Origin of the sequence: Streptomyces sp. AN091965, from assembly GCF_022698285.1 — a bacterium.
GTDB lineage: Bacteria > Actinomycetota > Actinomycetes > Streptomycetales > Streptomycetaceae > Streptomyces.
The window spans coordinates 7,501,393-7,517,892 of the sequence record NZ_JALDMY010000001.1; the positions used below are offsets into that span (position 1 = coordinate 7,501,393).

General features: G+C 74.2%; 16 protein-coding genes. 10 read left to right on the forward strand and 6 right to left on the reverse strand.

What is annotated here, in order from left to right; translation table 11 throughout:
* Nucleotides 1-10: 10 nt before the first annotated feature.
* Both aceB and MQV74_RS31885 read right to left on the reverse strand, forming a co-directional pair.
* Nucleotides 11-1,633 (reverse strand): malate synthase A, encoded by a 1,623-nt coding sequence (gene aceB / locus MQV74_RS31880; protein WP_242725732.1) that lies wholly within the window; start codon nucleotides 1,631-1,633, stop codon nucleotides 11-13.
* Nucleotides 1,634-1,932: 299 nt separating this feature from the next.
* Entirely contained in the window at nucleotides 1,933-2,556 is a 624-nt protein-coding gene (locus MQV74_RS31885) for a nucleotidyltransferase family protein (RefSeq protein ID WP_242725735.1), read from the reverse strand.
* 97 nt (nucleotides 2,557-2,653) lie between these two features.
* On the opposite strand from MQV74_RS31885, the gene MQV74_RS31890 reads away from it, so the two are divergent.
* On the forward strand, nucleotides 2,654-2,965 hold the full coding sequence (locus MQV74_RS31890; protein ID WP_242725738.1) for a DUF5955 family protein: 312 nt from the start codon (nucleotides 2,654-2,656) through the stop codon (nucleotides 2,963-2,965).
* Nucleotides 2,966-3,185: 220 nt separating this feature from the next.
* Here the strand turns inward: MQV74_RS31890 and yczR are convergent, their stop codons facing one another.
* A complete protein-coding gene (yczR, locus tag MQV74_RS31895; RefSeq protein WP_242725740.1) occupies nucleotides 3,186-4,655 on the reverse strand; it encodes a MocR-like transcription factor YczR in 1,470 nt (489 codons plus the stop codon).
* 120 nt (nucleotides 4,656-4,775) lie between these two features.
* Here yczR and MQV74_RS31900 point away from each other — a divergent pair, with 120 nt between their 5' ends.
* Complete coding sequence (locus MQV74_RS31900; protein ID WP_242725756.1) at nucleotides 4,776-5,312, forward strand: universal stress protein; 537 nt, start codon at nucleotides 4,776-4,778, stop codon at nucleotides 5,310-5,312.
* Between the two features lie 178 nt (nucleotides 5,313-5,490).
* Here MQV74_RS31900 and MQV74_RS31905 read toward each other — a convergent pair whose 3' ends face one another.
* Complete coding sequence (locus MQV74_RS31905) at nucleotides 5,491-6,303, reverse strand: IclR family transcriptional regulator (RefSeq protein WP_242725759.1); 813 nt, start codon at nucleotides 6,301-6,303, stop codon at nucleotides 5,491-5,493.
* 300 nt (nucleotides 6,304-6,603) lie between these two features.
* Between MQV74_RS31905 and allB the strand changes: the two genes are divergently transcribed.
* Nucleotides 6,604-7,941, forward strand: a complete 1,338-nt coding sequence (allB, locus tag MQV74_RS31910) for an allantoinase AllB (protein WP_242725762.1) — start codon at nucleotides 6,604-6,606, stop codon at nucleotides 7,939-7,941.
* A gap of 5 nt (nucleotides 7,942-7,946) precedes the next feature.
* Nucleotides 7,947-9,059, forward strand: coding sequence for an allantoicase (gene alc / locus MQV74_RS31915; RefSeq protein ID WP_242725765.1), 1,113 nt, complete (start codon nucleotides 7,947-7,949; stop codon nucleotides 9,057-9,059).
* A 202-nt stretch (nucleotides 9,060-9,261) separates the two neighbouring features.
* On the opposite strand, the gene MQV74_RS31920 is transcribed toward alc, so the two are convergent.
* Nucleotides 9,262-10,002 (reverse strand): SDR family oxidoreductase, encoded by a 741-nt coding sequence (locus tag MQV74_RS31920; protein ID WP_242725767.1) that lies wholly within the window; start codon nucleotides 10,000-10,002, stop codon nucleotides 9,262-9,264.
* 239 nt (nucleotides 10,003-10,241) lie between these two features.
* Between MQV74_RS31920 and MQV74_RS31925 the strand changes: the two genes are divergently transcribed.
* A complete protein-coding gene (locus MQV74_RS31925; protein ID WP_242725770.1) occupies nucleotides 10,242-10,850 on the forward strand; it encodes a dihydrofolate reductase family protein in 609 nt (202 codons plus the stop codon).
* 148 nt (nucleotides 10,851-10,998) lie between these two features.
* Complete coding sequence (locus MQV74_RS31930) at nucleotides 10,999-11,433, forward strand: ribonuclease (protein ID WP_242725773.1); 435 nt, start codon at nucleotides 10,999-11,001, stop codon at nucleotides 11,431-11,433.
* 16 nt (nucleotides 11,434-11,449) lie between these two features.
* Here the strand turns inward: MQV74_RS31930 and MQV74_RS31935 are convergent, their stop codons facing one another.
* Nucleotides 11,450-11,659 (reverse strand): hypothetical protein, encoded by a 210-nt coding sequence (locus tag MQV74_RS31935; protein ID WP_242725776.1) that lies wholly within the window; start codon nucleotides 11,657-11,659, stop codon nucleotides 11,450-11,452.
* 283 nt (nucleotides 11,660-11,942) lie between these two features.
* Between MQV74_RS31935 and MQV74_RS31940 the strand changes: the two genes are divergently transcribed.
* From MQV74_RS31940 to MQV74_RS31955, 4 genes are all read left to right on the forward strand, one after another.
* Nucleotides 11,943-13,160 carry a sensor histidine kinase gene (locus tag MQV74_RS31940; protein ID WP_242725779.1) on the forward strand — a complete coding sequence of 406 codons (1,218 nt, stop codon included), beginning with the start codon at nucleotides 11,943-11,945 and terminating at the stop codon, nucleotides 13,158-13,160.
* 216 nt (nucleotides 13,161-13,376) lie between these two features.
* Nucleotides 13,377-14,585: a hypothetical protein gene (locus MQV74_RS31945; protein ID WP_242725782.1), complete on the forward strand. Its 1,209-nt coding sequence runs from the start codon at nucleotides 13,377-13,379 to the stop codon at nucleotides 14,583-14,585.
* Nucleotides 14,582-15,769 carry a hypothetical protein gene (locus MQV74_RS31950; RefSeq protein ID WP_242725785.1) on the forward strand — a complete coding sequence of 396 codons (1,188 nt, stop codon included), beginning with the start codon at nucleotides 14,582-14,584 and terminating at the stop codon, nucleotides 15,767-15,769. Before MQV74_RS31945 ends, MQV74_RS31950 begins: the two co-directional genes overlap by 4 nt.
* A gap of 59 nt (nucleotides 15,770-15,828) precedes the next feature.
* Nucleotides 15,829-16,497, forward strand: a complete 669-nt coding sequence (locus MQV74_RS31955; protein ID WP_242725788.1) for a response regulator — start codon at nucleotides 15,829-15,831, stop codon at nucleotides 16,495-16,497.
* The last annotated feature ends 3 nt before the right edge of the window (nucleotides 16,498-16,500 follow it).

A 16,500-nucleotide genomic window follows, 5' to 3' on the forward strand; every position in this document is an offset into this window, starting at 1 on the left:
TGGGGACGGCTCAGCGCAGTCGTTCGTACGCGGGGAGGGTGAGGAAGTCCGCGTAGTCGGCGTCCAGGGAGACCTGGAGGAGGAGGTCGTGGGCCTCCTGCCACTTGCCCGCCGCGAAGGCGTCCTCGCCGAGGTCGGCGCGGATCGCGGCCAGTTCGGCGGCGGCGACCTCGCGGGCGAGGTCGGCGGTGGCGGGCTCGCCGTTCTCGAAGACGACGCCCGCGTTGATCCACTGCCAGATCTGGGAGCGGGAGATCTCGGCGGTGGCCGCGTCCTCCATGAGGTGGAAGATGGCGACGGCGCCGAGGCCGCGCAGCCAGGCCTCGATGTAGCGGATGCCGACCTGCACGGCGTTGACCAGGCCCGCGTACGTGGGCTTGGCGTCGAGCGAGTCGATGGCGATCAGGTCACCGGCGGCGACGGACACGTCCTCGCGCAGGCGGTCCTTCTGGTTCGGCTTGTCGCCGAGGACCTTGTCGAAGGACTCCATGGCGATCGGCACGAGGTCGGGGTGGGCGACCCAGGAGCCGTCGAAGCCGTCGCCCGCCTCGCGGTCCTTGTCGGCGCGGACCTTCTCGAAGGCGACCTTGTTGACCTCGGCGTCCTTGCGGGACGGGATGAAGGCCGCCATGCCGCCGATGGCGTGCGCGCCGCGCTTGTGGCAGGTGCGCACGAGCAGTTCGGTGTAGGCGCGCATGAACGGGGCCGTCATCGTGACCGCGTTGCGGTCCGGCAGGACGAACTTCTGGCCGCCGTCACGGAAGTTCTTGACGATGGAGAAGAGGTAGTCCCAGCGGCCCGCGTTCAGGCCGGAGGCGTGGTCGCACAGCTCGTAGAGGATCTCCTCCATCTCGTACGCGGCCGTGATCGTCTCGATGAGGACGGTGGCGCGCACCGTGCCCTGAGGGATGCCGACGTGGTCCTGCGCGAAGACGAAGATCTCGTTCCAGAGGCGGGCCTCCAGGTGCGACTCCGTCTTCGGGAGGTAGAAGTACGGGCCCTTGCCGAGGTCGAGCAGGCGCTGGGCGTTGTGGAAGAAGTACAGGCCGAAGTCGACGAGGGCGCCCGGCACGGCGCGTCCCGCCTCGTCCGTGAGGTGGCGCTCGTCCAGGTGCCAGCCGCGCGGCCGCATCACGACCGTGGCGAGCGAGTCCGCGTCCTTCAGGGCGTACGACTTGCCGGTGCGCGCGTCGGTGAAGTCGATGCGGCGCTCGTAGGCGTCGGTGAGGTTGAGCTGGCCGAGGACCACGTTCTCCCAGGTGGGGGCGGAGGCGTCCTCGAAGTCGGCGAGCCAGACCTTGGCGCCCGAGTTGAGCGCGTTGATGGTCATCTTGCGGTCGGTGGGGCCGGTGATCTCCACCCGGCGGTCGTTGAGGGCGGCCGGGGCGGGCGCCACCGTCCAGGAGTCGTCCGCGCGGACGGCGGCGGTCTCCGGCAGGAAGTCCAGGGAGGACGTGCGGGCGATCTCGGCGCGCCGTTCGGCGCGGCGGGCCAGGAGCTCGTCGCGGCGCGGCGTGAACCGCCGGTGCAGCTCGGCCACGAAGGCGAGGGCCGCCGGGGTGAGGACCTCTTCCTGCCGGGGCAGGGGCTCGGCGTCGACGATGGCCAGCGGGGACGGCGCTGGTGCGGACATGAGCTGTCACTTCCTTCAGCGAGCGTGCTTCACGGGCGGCGCGGCGGTGGGGGCGGGACGACCGTCGGCCCGATCGCATGGCACCGCGTGCCACGGTGCCGGGAAACGGCCGCGGGCGCCGTCCACCGGGTCAGGCGCTTCTGAACAGTGGATACTAGTTTCCTCATGGTGGAAGTTCAATCGTTTGTTGATGTCGAGATTCTCTTCGTCGACAGAACGCGGCGCAGAGTGCCATCACCGTCACCCCCAGTGGACCAGGGCTCCGGCGGGGCGGCCAGGGGGCGCCCGCGCCCCGCCCGTCACTCCAGCCGCTCCAGGTCCGAGAACGTGTCGATGTCGTACGGCTCCGCGACGTCAGCGCACTCCACGAGCGTGAGCGCGCCCGCGTGCTCCTTGAGGTAGGCGCGCGCCCCCTGGTCGCCCGTCGCGGCCGCCGCGATGCCGTCCCAGTGGTCCGCGCCGAACAGGACCGGATGCCCGCGCTCGCCGTCGTACGCGGCCGCCGCGAGGTCCGCGGGAGAGCGGTGTGCGGCAAGGAGCCGGGCCACCGCGGCCGCGCCGACGCCGGGCTGGTCCACGAGCGTCACCAGCGCGGCCCGCGCCCCGGTGCCGGACAGCGACGCCAGGCCCGCGCGCAGCGAACTCCCCATCCCCTCCCGCCAGTCCGGGTTGTCCACGAGCACGTACCCCGGGAGCGTCGCCTGCTCCCGTACGACGTCGGCGGTGGCCCCGAGCACGATGTGCACGCGGGTGCAGCCGCCCTCGCGCAGGGCCCGCGCGGCGCGCTCCACGAACAGCTCCCCGCGGTGTTCGAGCAGGGCCTTCGGGCAGCCGCCCAGGCGCCGCCCGCCGCCCGCGGCGAGCAGAAGGCCGGCGACCTCGGCGGCGGAGGCGGACGGGGCGGGTGGCAGTGATTCGGTCATGACCCTTGCTTACCGCATGGCTTCTGGGGACCCTGTTCCGGCCGGGGCGTGGCCGAAAGGTGCGGCTGCCGCACAACGACGTGCGAGGGGGAGAGCTGTGTTGCGGAGCGTGGGGCGGAGAGCGGCGACGGGCGGCTACGAGGATCCGCGGGTGACGGAGCTGCGCGCCGCGGTGTCCCGCTTACGCCGTGAACTGGCCTCCTACCCCGGGGAGTTCCCCGATCGGGCGATCGCGGAGGACGAGCTGGCGGCGCTGGCCGCGATGGCCGCGGCGGGGGCGCCCGATCTCCGCCGGCTGCGGAGGTCCCTCTTACTGGTCGCGGGGTCGATCGGCTCGGTCAGTGCCTTGACGGGGGCGTTGGCCGGGGTGCGGGGGGCGGTGGAACGTTTCCGCGACCCGTGGGGTTAGCCGTCGCGGGGCGCCCCTGGCCCGCCCCTTCCCGATCCCGGGGGCTGCGCCCCCACGCCCCCCGCTTTTCGGCGCTCCGCGCCTCGTCCTCAAACGCCGGACGGGCTGGATGGTGCCGCTTGCGGCGGTGTTTCAGCCTCTCCGGCGTTTGAGGAGCGGGGGTCTGGGGGCGGAGCCCCCAGGAAGAGGGAAGGGGCGGGCCAGGGGCGCCCCGTGCGGGCTACGCCACCCAGTCGCCGGGCCGGGGCGCGCCCAACGGCGCGTCGAGGTCGCCCGCGGCGGCGGTGGCCAGGCGGGCGGCCACGTCGTCGCACTGCTCGGGCGGCAGCGTGAAGGGGATCCGCAGCCGGTGCTCATGCGTACCGGGATCCGCACCGAACCGCGAGCCCCCCTCGATCCGCACCCCCTGCCCCAGCGCGGCCCGAGCCACCGCGGACGCGACCGGCGCCCCCAGGTCCACCCACAGGGAGAGCCCCCCGGGCGGCAGCTGCCAGCGCCACTCGGGCAGGTGCCGCGCCAGGGCCGCCGCGAGCGCCGCCCGCGAGGCCCGCAGCGCGGCGATCCGCGCGCGCAGCGTCGCGTCCATGCCGTCGAGGAGGTGCAGCGCCACGAGCTGCTCGATCACCGGCGTGGCCATGTCCGACGGCACTCGCGCCATGGCCAGCTCCGTGATCAGCCGGGACCCGGCCCGCACCCACCCGATGCGCAGGCCGCCCCAGTGCGACTTGCTCAACGACCCCACGGTGACGACCTGTTCGGCCGCGCCGTGCGGCGCGAGCGAGGCGAACGGCGCGGGCGGCGGCACGTCGAGGGCGATGTCGGCGATGGTCTCGTCGACGAGCAGCCAGGTACCCGTCGCACGGGCGGCCTGAAGGATCCGCACCCGCTGCTCCCGGCCCATCAGGGCCCCCGTCGGATTCTGGAAGTCCGGTACGAGGTAGGCGATGCGGGGCGCCGCCTGCCGCAGCGTCGACTCGACCAGGTCGGTGTCCCAGCCCGCCTCGGTGACGGGCACGGGCGTCGCGCGCAGGCCCGCGCGGCGGATCGCGTCGAGCGCGTTGGGGTACGACGGGTTCTCGACCAGGGCCCGGTCGCCGGGGCGCCCGAGCAGCGCGAGCGCCAGCGAGATCGCGTGCTGGGCGCCGGTCGTGATCAGGATCTGGTCCGGCAGCGTCGGCAGGCCCCGGCGCGTGAACCGCTCCGCGACCGCCGCGCGCAACTCCGGTAGCCCGTAGGGGTGGTAGCCCGCCGTCGGCGCGTGCTCGGGCAGCCGGGCGGCGGCCGCCGCGAGCGCCGCGCTCAGCTCCGCCTGGGGCGCGGGCGGCGCGGCCACCGCCAGGTCGATGACCCCGTCGCCGACGGGGAACGCCGCCACGCTGGCCGGGCGGCGGCCCTCCGGCAGCTCCGTCCAGGTGCTCGCGCCCCTGCGGCTGCGCGCGAACCCGCCGTCGCGCAGCAGGTCGTACGCCGCCGTGACCGTGGCCCGGCTGACACCCAGTGCCGTCGCCAGTTCGCGCTCGGCGGGCAGCCGGGTGTGCAGCGGGACGCGGCCGTCGAGCAGCAGGGTGCGGACCGCCTGGGCGAGAGCGCGGTAGCCCGGCCGGTCCCCGGCCAGGTCCGTCACCAGACCGGCGAGCCGCGCCCCGCCGAGCCGCCGGTCCACGGAGTGGACCACGTGCGCCTCCGCCATGCCAGATCCTCCCGATTGGCCCTGCTGTCCAGGCCAATCAGCCTACACACTCGGGATCAGCCGCTGTTTTGGCCGACGTACTGGCCTGGCAGCGGCCGGAGAGACGTACGAGGAGACGACGTGAACGGCGAGCGGGACGAAGAGACGGCAGGGCCCGGGCGCGTGGTGGTCGGGGTCAGCGGGGACTCGCTGGCGAGCCTCGCCGCGCTGCGGGTCGCCGCGCGGGAGGCGCGGCGGAGCGGGCGGGCGCTGGTAGCGGTGCTCGCGTGGGAGCCGCCGGAGGGCGAGGCGCTGTATCTGCGCCACCCCGACCCGGCGTGGGCCGCGCACTGGCGGGGTGTGGCGCGGGCGCGGCTCGCGGGGGCCTTCGACGAGGCGTTCGGCGGGGAGCCACCGGGGGTCACGGTGGAGCGGCGGCTGGTGCGGGACGGGCCGGGGCGCGCCCTGTGCGAGGTGGCCTCTCGGCCCGAGGATCTGTTGGTCGTGGGGGCGCGGGGCGGGTGGTGGCGGGGGCGGATCCGCCGCTACGCCGAGGCGCACGCGCGGTGCCCCGTCCTGGTCGTGCCCGCGCCCGTGGTGCCCGTCGCCCTGCGGCGGGCGTTGCGGAGGGCGCGGCCGGCGGACTTCGCGGTGCGCCCCGGACCCGCCCCTTCCTGAACCGGGACTCCGCCCCGGACCCCGCTCCTCAAACGCCGGAGGGGCTGAAACACAGCCGCAAGCGGCACCGTCCAGCCCGTCCGGCGTTTGAGGACGAAGCGCGGAGCGCCGAAAAACGGGGGCACGGGGGCGGAGCCCCCGGAGTGGGAAGGGGCGGGCCAGGGGCGCCCCGCGGGGGTCAGGCCGAGGGGCCCGAGCTGGCCAGGGCCGTGGAGAGTTCGGCCGCGACCTGCTGGAGGACGGGGACGATGAGGCGGGTGGCCTCGTCGGTGACGCGGCCCGCGGGTCCCGAGATGGAGATCGCCGCGGCCGTGGGGGAGTCGGGGACGGAGACGGCGAGGCAGCGCACGCCGATCTCCTGTTCGTTGTCGTCGACCGCGTACCCCGCACGGCGCACCTCGTCGAGCGCGTCGAGGAAGCCGTCGGCCGTGGTGATGGTCTTCTCCGTGGCGGCGGGCATCCCCGTCCGCGCGAGCAGCGCCCGCACCTCGTCCGGCGGCGTGTGCGCGAGCAGCGCCTTGCCCACCCCGGTGGAGTGCGGCAGGACCCGCCGCCCCACCTCGGTGAACATCCGCATGGAGTGCTTGGACGGCACCTGCGCCACGTACACGACCTCGTCGCCGTCGAGCAGGGCCATGTTCGCCGTCTCGCCGGTCTCCTCGACGAGGCGGGCGAGGTAGGGGCGCGCCCAGGTGCCGAGCAGCCGGGACGCGGACTCGCCGAGGCGGATGAGGCGGGGCCCGAGCGCGTACCGCCGGTTGGGCTGCTGGCGGACGTATCCGCAGGCGACGAGCGTGCGCATGAGGCGGTGGATGGTCGGCAGCGGCAGGCCGCTGCTCGCGGACAGCTCGCTGAGGCCGACCTCGCCCCCGGCGTCCGCCATCCGCTCCAGGAGGTCGAAGGCGCGCTCGAGGGACTGGACGCCCCCGCTCGCGGGCGCGGGAGCGGAGGACTTCGCGGCGTCGGTGGTGCTGGCGCTGGACGTCGGCACGGCGCGTTCCTTTCGACTGGCAGGCGGTATGCAGCCTACCGGGCGCCTGCGGGGACGTATCCGGCGCGGGCGGGGCGTCCGTGCCGGTCAGTGCGTGTTTGTCCGGTCTCCCCCGAGGCGGTCGGAGCGCCTTCGACGGTATGCGTCGTACATAGCTACGTTCTGAACTACGGAATTGTACTTCCACTTTGTGGAAACGTATAGACCCTTGACGCGGCCGCGCGACGAGGGGAAAACTCCTTCAACAGAACGTTGAATTCCGCTGGTCGGCCGGTAGGGCCGCAGGAGAGAGGGGTCGCGGTGTCCGACGTCGAACTGGTGCTGCGCTCGACGCGCGTCATCACCCCCGAGGGGACGCGTGCCGCGTCCGTCGCCGTCAGCGGCGGCACGATCGTGGCGGTCCGCCCCCACGACGCGCCCGTGGAGCCCGGCGCCCGCCTGGAGGACGTCGGCGACCACGCGCTGCTGCCCGGACTCGTCGACACGCACGTCCACGTCAACGACCCCGGCCGCACCGAGTGGGAGGGGTTCTGGACGGCTACGCGCGCGGCCGCGGCCGGCGGCATCACGACGCTCGTCGACATGCCGCTCAACTCCCTGCCGCCGACGACGACCGTCGGCCACCTCCGGACGAAGCAGGACGTCGCCCGGCCCAAGGCGCACATCGACGTAGGCTTCTGGGGCGGCGCGCTGCCCGACAACGTGAAGGACCTCAGGGCCCTGCACGACGCGGGCGTGTACGGCTTCAAGTGCTTCCTCTCGCCCTCGGGCGTGGAGGAGTTCCCGGAGCTCGACCAGGACCGACTCGCCGCCTCCATGGGGGAGATCGCCGGGTTCGGCGGGCTGCTCATCGTGCACGCCGAGGACCCGCGCGAGCTGGCTGCGGCGCCCGTCCGCGGCGGGCCCAAGTACGCGGACTACCTGGCGACCCGCCCGCGCGTCTCCGAGGACACCGCCATCGAGGGCCTCATCGCCCTGGCCCGGCGCATCGGCGCCCGCGTGCACGTGCTGCACCTGTCGTCGTCCGACGCCCTGCCGCTGATCGCCGCCGCCAAGCGCGAGGGCGTGCGGCTGACCGTCGAGACCTGCCCGCACTACCTCACGCTCACCGCCGAGGAGGTCCCGGACGGGGCCAGCGAGTTCAAGTGCTGCCCGCCCATCCGCGAGGCCGCCAACCAGGACCTGCTGTGGCAGGCCCTCGCCGACGGCACCATCGACTGCGTCGTCACCGACCACTCCCCGTCCACCGCCGAGCTCAAGACGCCGGACTTCGCCACCGCCTGGGGCGGCATCTCCGGGCTCCAGCTCAGCCTGCCCGCCGTGTGGACGGCGGCCCGCGCGCGCGGCCACGGCCTGGAGGACGTGGTGCGCTGGATGTCCACCCACACCGCGCGCCTGGTCGGCCTCGACCGCAAGGGCGCCATCGAGCCCGGCCGCGACGCCGACTTCGCGGTCCTCGCGCCCGACGAGACCTTCACCGTGGACCCCGCCCGGCTGCAGCACCGCAACCGCGTCACCGCGTACGCGGGCAGGACCCTCAGCGGCGTCGTCAAGTCCACCTGGCTGCGGGGTCAACGCATCGTGTCCGAGGGCGAGTTCACCGCCCCCTCGGGCCTCCTACTGGAAAGGAAGAACTGATCACCGTGACGGCGATACCGACCTTCACCGGCGACGCGCACCCCTACGGCGGCGGCGAGCCCTACGCCGACTACCGCACCGCCGACTTCCCCTTCACCCAGTACGCCGACCTCGCCGACCGACAGCTCGGCGCCGGCGTCATCGCCGCCAACGACGAGTTCTTCGCGATGCGCGAGAACCTGCTCCTGCCGGGCGCCGCCGAGTTCGACCCCGAACACTTCGGCCACAAGGGCAAGGTCATGGACGGGTGGGAGACCCGGCGCCGCCGGGGCGTGTCCGCCGAGCAGCCCTGGCCCACCGAGGACGACCACGACTGGGCCCTCGTCCGGCTCGGCGCGCCCGGTGTCATCCACGGCGTCGTCGTCGACACCGCCCACTTCCGGGGCAACTACCCGCAGGCGGTGTCCATCGAGGGCACGGCCGTCGAGGGCTCGCCGACGCCCGAGGAACTCCTCGCCGACGACGTCAAGTGGACCGTGCTCGTCCCGCGCACGCCCGTCGGGGGCCACGCCGCGAACGGCTTCGCCGTGGACGCCGCGCAGCGGTTCACCCACCTGCGGGTCAACCAGCACCCCGACGGGGGCATCGCCCGGCTGCGCGTGTACGGCGAGGTCGTCGCCGACCCCGACTGGCTCGCCGCGCTCGGCACCTTCGACGTCGTCGCCCTGGAGAACGGCGGGCAGGTCGAGGACGCCTCCGACCGCTTCTACTCGCCCGCCACCAACACCATCCAGCCCGGGCGTTCGCGCAAGATGGACGACGGGTGGGAGACGCGGCGGCGGCGCGACCAGGGGCACGACTGGATCCGCTACCGGCTCGTGGCGCAGGCCTCCGTGCGGGCCCTGGAGATCGACACGGCGTACCTCAAGGGGAATTCGGCGGGGTGGGCGTCCGTGTCCGTGCGGGACGGGGACGACGGCGCGTGGGTGGAGGTCCTGCCGCGCACCCGGCTGCAGCCGGACACGAACCACCGCTTCGTGCTGCCCGAGACCGCCGTCGGCACCCACGCGCGCGTGGACATCTTCCCCGACGGGGGCATCTCCCGGCTCCGCCTCTTCGGCCGCCTGACGGAGACGGGCGCCACGACGCTCCGAGCCCGCCACCGCGAACTGGGCTGACCCCTGCCGGGGGCCTCCCCACTGCGTCCATCGGCGCGCTCCGCGCGCGGGCGCCCCTTCCCGAAACCGGGGGCTCCGCCCCCGGACCCCCGCTCCTCGAGCGCCGGAGAGGCTGACATGGTGCCGCAAGCGGCACCATCCAGCCCGTCCGGCGTTCGAGGACGAGCGCGCCGGCGCGACAAGAGGTGGGTACAGGCGGCCGCTAGGCCGCGTGGCCGCCGTCGACCGACAGCTCCGCTCCGGTGACGTAGGCCGCCTCGTCCCCGACGAGGTACGCGACCATCGAGGCGACCTCCGCGGCGCTGCCGTAGCGGCCCAGCGCCGTGGCGACCGCCTGCGCCTCGGCGTAGGGCCCGTCGGCCGGGTTCATGTCGGTGTCGATGGGCCCGGGGTGCACCAGGTTCGCCGTGACGCCCCGCTCACCCAGCTCCCGCGCCAACGCCTTGGTGAGGCCGATGAGCGCCGCCTTGCTGGTGGCGTACAGCGTCCCGCCGGGACCCGGCACCAGCTTGGCCATGCAGCTGCCGATGGAGACGACGCGCCCGCCGCGCGGCAGCCGCGCGGCCGCCGCCTGGGAGGCGAGGAACGCCGCCCGGACGTTCACGGACAGGACGCGGTCGACGTCGGCGAGGCTGAGGGACTCCAGCGGGCCGATGACTCCGGCGCCCGCGTTGTTGACCAGGATGTCGAGGCCGCCGAGGTCGTCCGCGGCCCGGGCGACGGCGCCCGCGGCGTCTCCGGCGTCGGCCGCGTCGGCCCGGATCGCGAAGCCGCGCCGCCCGGCCGCCTCGATCTTGGCGACGACCTCACGGGCCGCGTCCTCGCCCTGCACGTAGGTGATCGCCACATCGGCGCCGTCCTGGGCCAGACGCAGGGCGATCGCCGCGCCGATGCCGCGGCTGCCGCCGGTGACCAGGGCCTTCTTGCCGGTGAGTGAAGACATTGTCCATACCGCGCTTTCGCATGGGTTCCTGGTGGCCGCCGGTGGCGGCCCCGTGCTTGCGTGCTCCATCAAAGTCGCGGCCGTGCCCCGGAGCTGGCGGGAAACGGACGCCGAGGCACGGGGTGCCGGACGGCGTTCGCAGAGCGATGAGTTCCGGGCGGTGCGAGGGTCGAAAGGGGTGAGGGCGGGCGCGCACTGCGCCCCGTCGGCCACGCGGCACGAGACAGAAGGCGGTCGCCATGAAGATCACGCTCACGCAGTTCCAGACCCTCGACGGCGTCATCCAGGCCCCGGGCGGCCCCGAGGAGGACACCAGCGACGGTTTCGCACACGGCGGCTGGTCGGTGCCGTACGGGGACGAGGACTTCGGCCGCTTCGTCGAGGAGGTGTTCGGCCGGGTGGACGCCTTCCTCCTGGGCAGGCGCACGTACGAGATCTTCGCGGGGTACTGGCCGAAGATGACCGACCCCGCCGACCCGATCGCCTCCCGGCTCAACGCGCTGCCCAAGTACGTGGCGAGCCGCACGCTGGCCGCCGCCGACTGGGCGGGCACCGAGATCATCGGCCGTGACGACCTGCTGCGGGACGTCGGCGGGCTCAAGGAGCGGCCCGGCCGCGAGCTCCAGCTGCACGGCAGCGCGGACCTCGCGCGGAGCCTGCTGGCGCACGACCTGATCGACACGCTGCACCTGCTGACGTTCCCGGTGGCCCTCGGCACCGGCAAGCGCCTGTTCGCCGAGGGCGGCCTGCCCACGGCGTTCCGGCACACCGCGTCCCGGACGACGTCCAAGGGCGTCGTGATCAACTCGTACGACCGCGCGGGCCGTCCGGAGTACGGGAGTTATTAGGGCCGCTCCGTCGGACGGGTCCTGGGCGGCGCCACGGGCCCGGCCGCCCGTGGCGGGCGGCCGGGCCCGGTTAACTCCGGGGAAATTCCTCGGACTTATGTCCCATTGTCATTGACACATCAACCTCTACGCGCGTCACACTGGGCCCATGCGAATCCCCCCACGGATCACCCGTCTCGTCAGTGTGTCCGCCCTCGCCGCCGCGTTCCTCGTCGGCGGCTCCGTCACCGGCGTCGCGAACGCCGCCCCGCAGCCGGTCCCGGCCGTCGTCGGCCCGGCCGGGTTCTCCGCCGCCTCGGTCGGCGACATCTGTTACTCGGCCCTGCCCTCGCAGGCCCACGACACGCTCCGCCTGATAGCGAAGAACGGGCCGTTCCCCTACCCGCAGGACGGCACCGTCTTCCAGAACCGGGAGGGCGTCCTGCCGAAGCAGAGCACCGGCTACTACCACGAGTACACCGTCAAGACCCCGGGCTCCTCGACCCGTGGCGCACGGCGCATCGTCACCGGCGAGCGCAGCCAGGAGGACTACTACACCGCCGACCACTACCGGACGTTCGACCTGGTCGACCGCGGCTGCTGACCGGCGCCCAGGGGGCTCACCGGGCCTTCTCGGTGCTCTCCGCCGCCGCGAACAGGGCGACCGCGAGCACCACGAGCGCGATGCTCAGATACAGCTCGTAGCCGTCGGCGAAGCCCAGGTGCTGGATCACGCCCCAGCCGCGCGCCCAGCCGGTGAACTCGTGCACCAGCCCCGCGGCCCCCTGGACGAGCAGCAGGAAACCGATCCCTTCGAGAAGCTTTTTCATGACACCGATCCTCGTCCCGCGTACCCCCCACGGACATCGGCCGCGGGGCGAGGACCGGTCCGCCGGGCGGCCGGATCGACGCCCGCCGGGATGCGTCCAAAGTCGCGCGTGATGTGACTTTGGTCGACGATCGCCGCTGGTGGGAAGCCATCCGGCCGGGCGGTGCGTAGATTTGTCGCTTGTGAACGACAGCGCTGCCGCACGACCGGCCGTCGACGGGGGACGGCCGGTCGGCGTGGACCGTCAAGCCGCGACGGAGCCCTCAGGAGGGGCCGAGCCCGTGATGCCCAGTACCTGGTTCCTGCCCTCGGCCGTCACCGCCGAGCTGGACCCGGACCGCCGCGACGGCGAGGGCGGGCGCGTGCGGCGCACCCTGCGGGACTGGGTCGTCGACTTCGGGTTCTTCCTGGTTGCCGTCTTCATTGGCCTCATCGGCGCGGACGGCGTCGCCAAGAACCCGGCCCTTTCCGACAGCACGGTCGCGATCGACCAGCTCATCGGGGCCGCGTCCTGCGCCGCCGTGTGGCTGCGCAGGCGCTGGCCGGTCGGCCTCGCCGTGGCGATGCTGCTCGTCGGCCCCGTGTCCGACACCGCGGGCGGCACCACGCTCGTGGCCTACTTCACGCTCGCCGTGCACCGGCCGTTCAAGTACAGCGCGTCGATCGGCGGCCTCGCGGTGGCCACGATCCCGTTCTTCTTCTGGCTGCGGCCCGACGGCGAGACGCCGTACGTGGTGTCGGTCGTGCTGACCTCGATGCTCATCCTCGTCGTCCTCGCCTGGGGCATGCTCGTACGCTCCCGGCGCCAGCTCCTGATCGCCCTGCGCGACCGGGCGAGGCGCGCCGAGAACGAGGCCGCGCTCCGCGCCGAGCAGGCCCAGCGGCTCGCCCGCGAGGCCATCGCACGCGAGATGCACGACGTCCTCGCGCACCGCCTGACGCTGCTCAGCGTGCACGCGGGCGCCCTGGAGTTCCGGCCCGACGCCCCCCAGGCGGAGATCGCCCGCGCCGCGGGCGTCATCCGGGAGAGCGCGCACGAGGCCCTCCAGGACCTGCGCCAGGTCATCGGCGTGCTGCGCGGCGGCGAGGCGGAGACCTCCTCCGGGCGGCCCCAGCCCACCCTCGCGGCCCTGGACACCCTCGTCGCCGAGTCCCGTGAGGCGGGCATGAAGGTGGTGCTCGACCTGCGCGTGGCCGACCCTGGGGCGGTGCCCGCCGCGATCGGCCGCACCGCGTACCGCATCGCCCAGGAAGCCCTGACCAACGCCCGCAAGCACGCCCCGGGCGCCGAGGTCACCGTCGCCGTCGCGGGTGCGCCCGACGAAGGCCTGACCGTGACCGTCCGCAACCCGGCGCCCCCCGGCGATGTGCCGCCCGTGCCCGGCTCGGGCCAGGGGCTCATCGGGCTCACCGAACGGGCGTCGCTCGCGGGCGGACGGCTCTCCCACGGCGCCCGGCAGGGCGGCGGCTTCGTCGTCGAGGCATGGCTGCCCTGGGGGTGAGGCCCTGCGTGTGATGCGCTGGGGTGAGGCCCTGCGCGTGATGCCCCGAGGGTGAGCCTCTCGCCTGGTTTGCCCCGCTTCACCCCCCAACTCCGCACTCCCCAGGGCCTGGTGAGGGGGCGCGGTCGCCGCCCGGCTACGATCGGCCGCTGCACAGAAGCAAAGGCCCGAAGCAGGGGCAGCTTGCAACGGCTCGTAACCGGAGAGGTGAAGGCAGTGACGGGGGAGAGCGCGCCGGAGGACACCGGCCGCCCACAAGAGGGCAAACGGCTCATACGCGTACGGCAACGCCTCAGGCCCCGGCGCGGCGCGCTCGCCGCCGGCACCGTGGTCACGCTGCTCGCCGCGGGCCTCGGCACCTGGGCCACGGACACCTGGCCCTTCGACGGCCGGGACCGCTACTGCTGGGGCGCCTGGGCGCAGGACAGCGGCCCCGGCATCCTCGGCGACGAGGCCTTCGACGGCGACGACGCCCACAGCCGCACGGCCGAGGAGACCGCGCCCACCCGGGCCCGGCCGCAGGGGCGGTGCGTGCTCGCCGTACGCTCCGAGCACACCTTCAGCGACGGCGACAAGGGCGTGCAGGACACCCGCGTGACGGTGACGTACGGACCGGCGCCCGCGAAGGCCGCCGCCCGCCTGGAGTGGTTCAACACCTTCGTCGGCGGCCGCGCGATGCCCCTGCCCGAGGGGCTGCCCGGCGCCGTCGACGGCAGCCACGGCCTGCTGGTCCTGCCCAAGCGCTGCGACACCCGCGACGGACGGCCCACCGCCGTCACCCTGCGCGCCGAGGAGAAGGAGCCGGACGACGTCATCGGCGGCACGGACCTCGGCGGCGCCGACGCCGCCGTCGAACTCCTCCTGGCCGCCGCCGACAAGGGCATGCGGGCCGCGGGCTGCGCCCCGGCGGAGCCGTCGCGCGTCACCTCGCCCCTGCTCAGGCTGCCGGAGAAGGACGACACCAGCCCGTCGAGCGCCGTCTGCCGCATCCCGGGGCTCGACGTCGGATCCGGCCTCGGCAAGGAAGCGGCCCTGCGGCTCGTCGCCCAGGCGGGCGCGGTCACCCCGGACAGGCAGGCCTGTTCCGTACGGATCGGCCGCTCCCTGCGGCTCGGCGAGCGCGAGGACACCCGGATCTTCGACGCCCTGATGATCCGCGAGCCACGCCTCGGCGCGCTGCTCGACGGCGTGACCGGGAGCCGGGCGCCCGCGCGCGGCTGGCGCGGCACCGGCGTCTTCGCCGCCGGGCACCAGGTCGTACGCGCCCGGTGCGCGGGCCGCCCCACGACGTTCCTGATGCTCGGCTCGTCGGCGCGCGACACCGAGGGCTACTTCACCACGTTCACCGACGCGGTGACGCGGCGCCTGGGGTGCGCGCCCCTCGCGCCGAAGTCGCCTACTGCTGCCGCGGGGGAGCACCGATGAGCGAGCACCGCACGACGGCCGCGGCGGACACGGGAGACGGCGGAGGTGACGTGGCGGCCGCCGTCGCGACGGCCGCGCCGCGCCGCCCCTGGTGGCACTGGCGTCGGCTCACCCACGGGCGCCTGAGGCCCGCGCTCGCCGCCGCCCTCGCCGGGGCGCTGCTCGGCGGCACGGGCGTGGCCTGGCAGGCGCAGGCCGGACCGTTCGCCGAGGAACGGGCCTGCTGGGGCGCGTTCGACGAGGACGACGTGGCCGACCTGTTCCACGGCAAGCGGGACATCGAGGCCTCCGAGGTGCCCGTCACCACCAGCAGGATCGGCTCCGAAGGGCCCTCCGGGCTCTGCCGGTTGACGTCCCCGCGCGGGGCCCGCGTCACCGCCCGGCTGCACCGGTTGGACGTACGCTTCGGCGGCGCGGGCGACACCTGGGCCGACGAGTACCTGTCCGCGCGCATGACGCCCCTCGGCGGCGGACTGCTCGGCATGGTGTCCGACACGCGCGCGTGGCTCGCGGTCCCCGAAGGCTGCGTCGGCCGCCAGCGCGAGGACGACGGCCCGCTCGTCGTCGACATGGAGACCGGCTGGACGGTGTACGACGACGAGGTCGACACCGACGAACGGGCCCGGCTCGCCCGCGCCGTGGTCACCCTCGTCAACGACTACATGACGGACCAGGGCTGCACCCGCACCCTCGCCGACCCGGCCGACGAGCTCGGCGCCCCCGCGCGGTTCACCGACGAGAAGCGCGACGCGATCTGCGGCGTCGAGGGCCTGCGCACGCACGACGGGAAGGACGCCGACCACTACCGCCGCCCCCTGGTCACCGCGGGCGACGCCCCCGTGCGCACCTGCGACCGCGACGTCCTCTTCGGCCATCCGTCGCTGCGCCTGATGACGGTCGCGGACCCGCGCCTCGCCGTCCTCTACAAGGACCTCGCCTACGACGGCGGGCAGCGGCGCATCACGGCAGAGGGCGACACCCGCAGGCACTCCCGGGGACACGGCTTCCTCCGCGACGACATGGCCCTCTACCAGGCCGAGTGCCAGACCGGCGACGTCACCTTCCTGATCCGGGCCGACGACGGGGAGCGCGCCGCCGACCTCCGCGCGCTGATGCCCCGTTACGTGGCGGCGGAGGCCGACCGCGTGGGCTGCGGCCCGCTGCGGATCCGGCTGCCCCGGTGACCGCCACCCGACCCGGACCCCGGCCGGGGCCGGTGACCGGGATCGTTACGGTAGGGCGCATGAAACCGATCAGGCTCCTGCTCGTCGACGACGACCCGCTGGTCCGCGCCGGACTCTCCTTCATGCTCGGCGGCGCCGACGACATCGAGATCGTGGGCGAGGCGGGGGACGGCAGCGAAGTCGCCGCGCTGGTCGGTGAGGTGCGCCCGGACGTCGTCCTCATGGACATCCGGATGCCCACGATGGACGGCCTCGCCGCCACCGAGCTCCTGCGCAAGCGCGCCGACGCCCCCGAGGTCATCGTCCTCACCACGTTCCACGCCGACGAGCAGGTGCTGCGGGCGCTGCGCGCCGGGGCCGCCGGGTTCGTCCTCAAGGACACCGCGCCCGCCGAGATCGTCGCGGCGGTACGGGCCGTGGCCGCGGGGGAGCCCGTGCTCTCGCCCACGGTGACGCAGCAGCTCATCTCCCAGGTGACCGGGGGCGGGCCGCAGCTCGACCGGCGCCGGCGCGCCCTCGCGCGCCTCGGCGCCCTCGGGGAGCGGGAGCGGGAGGTCGCCGTGGCGGTGGGCCGGGGCGCCTCCAACGCGGACATCGCGGCGGAGCTCTTCCTGAGCGTGGCCACGGTGAAGGCCCACGTCTCCCGCATCCTGACGAAGCTGGACCTCAACAACCGGGTGCAGATCGCCCTCTTGGTCCACGACGCGGACCTGCTGGACGAGGCCTGATCC

Coding starts and splice junctions, on each gene's coding strand:
- aceB (WP_242725732.1), bottom strand. CDS start 1,633: ATGTCCGCACCAGCGCCGTCCCCGCTGGCCATCGTCGACGCCGAGCCC.
- MQV74_RS31885 (WP_242725735.1), bottom strand. CDS start 2,556: ATGACCGAATCACTGCCACCCGCCCCGTCCGCCTCCGCCGCCGAGGTC.
- yczR (WP_242725740.1), bottom strand. CDS start 4,655: ATGGCGGAGGCGCACGTGGTCCACTCCGTGGACCGGCGGCTCGGCGGG.
- MQV74_RS31920 (WP_242725767.1), bottom strand. CDS start 10,002: ATGTCTTCACTCACCGGCAAGAAGGCCCTGGTCACCGGCGGCAGCCGC.
- MQV74_RS31925 (WP_242725770.1), top strand. CDS start 10,242: ATGAAGATCACGCTCACGCAGTTCCAGACCCTCGACGGCGTCATCCAG.
- MQV74_RS31930 (WP_242725773.1), top strand. CDS start 10,999: ATGCGAATCCCCCCACGGATCACCCGTCTCGTCAGTGTGTCCGCCCTC.
- MQV74_RS31935 (WP_242725776.1), bottom strand. CDS start 11,659: ATGAAAAAGCTTCTCGAAGGGATCGGTTTCCTGCTGCTCGTCCAGGGG.
- MQV74_RS31940 (WP_242725779.1), top strand. CDS start 11,943: ATGCCCAGTACCTGGTTCCTGCCCTCGGCCGTCACCGCCGAGCTGGAC.
- MQV74_RS31950 (WP_242725785.1), top strand. CDS start 14,582: ATGAGCGAGCACCGCACGACGGCCGCGGCGGACACGGGAGACGGCGGA.
- MQV74_RS31955 (WP_242725788.1), top strand. CDS start 15,829: ATGAAACCGATCAGGCTCCTGCTCGTCGACGACGACCCGCTGGTCCGC.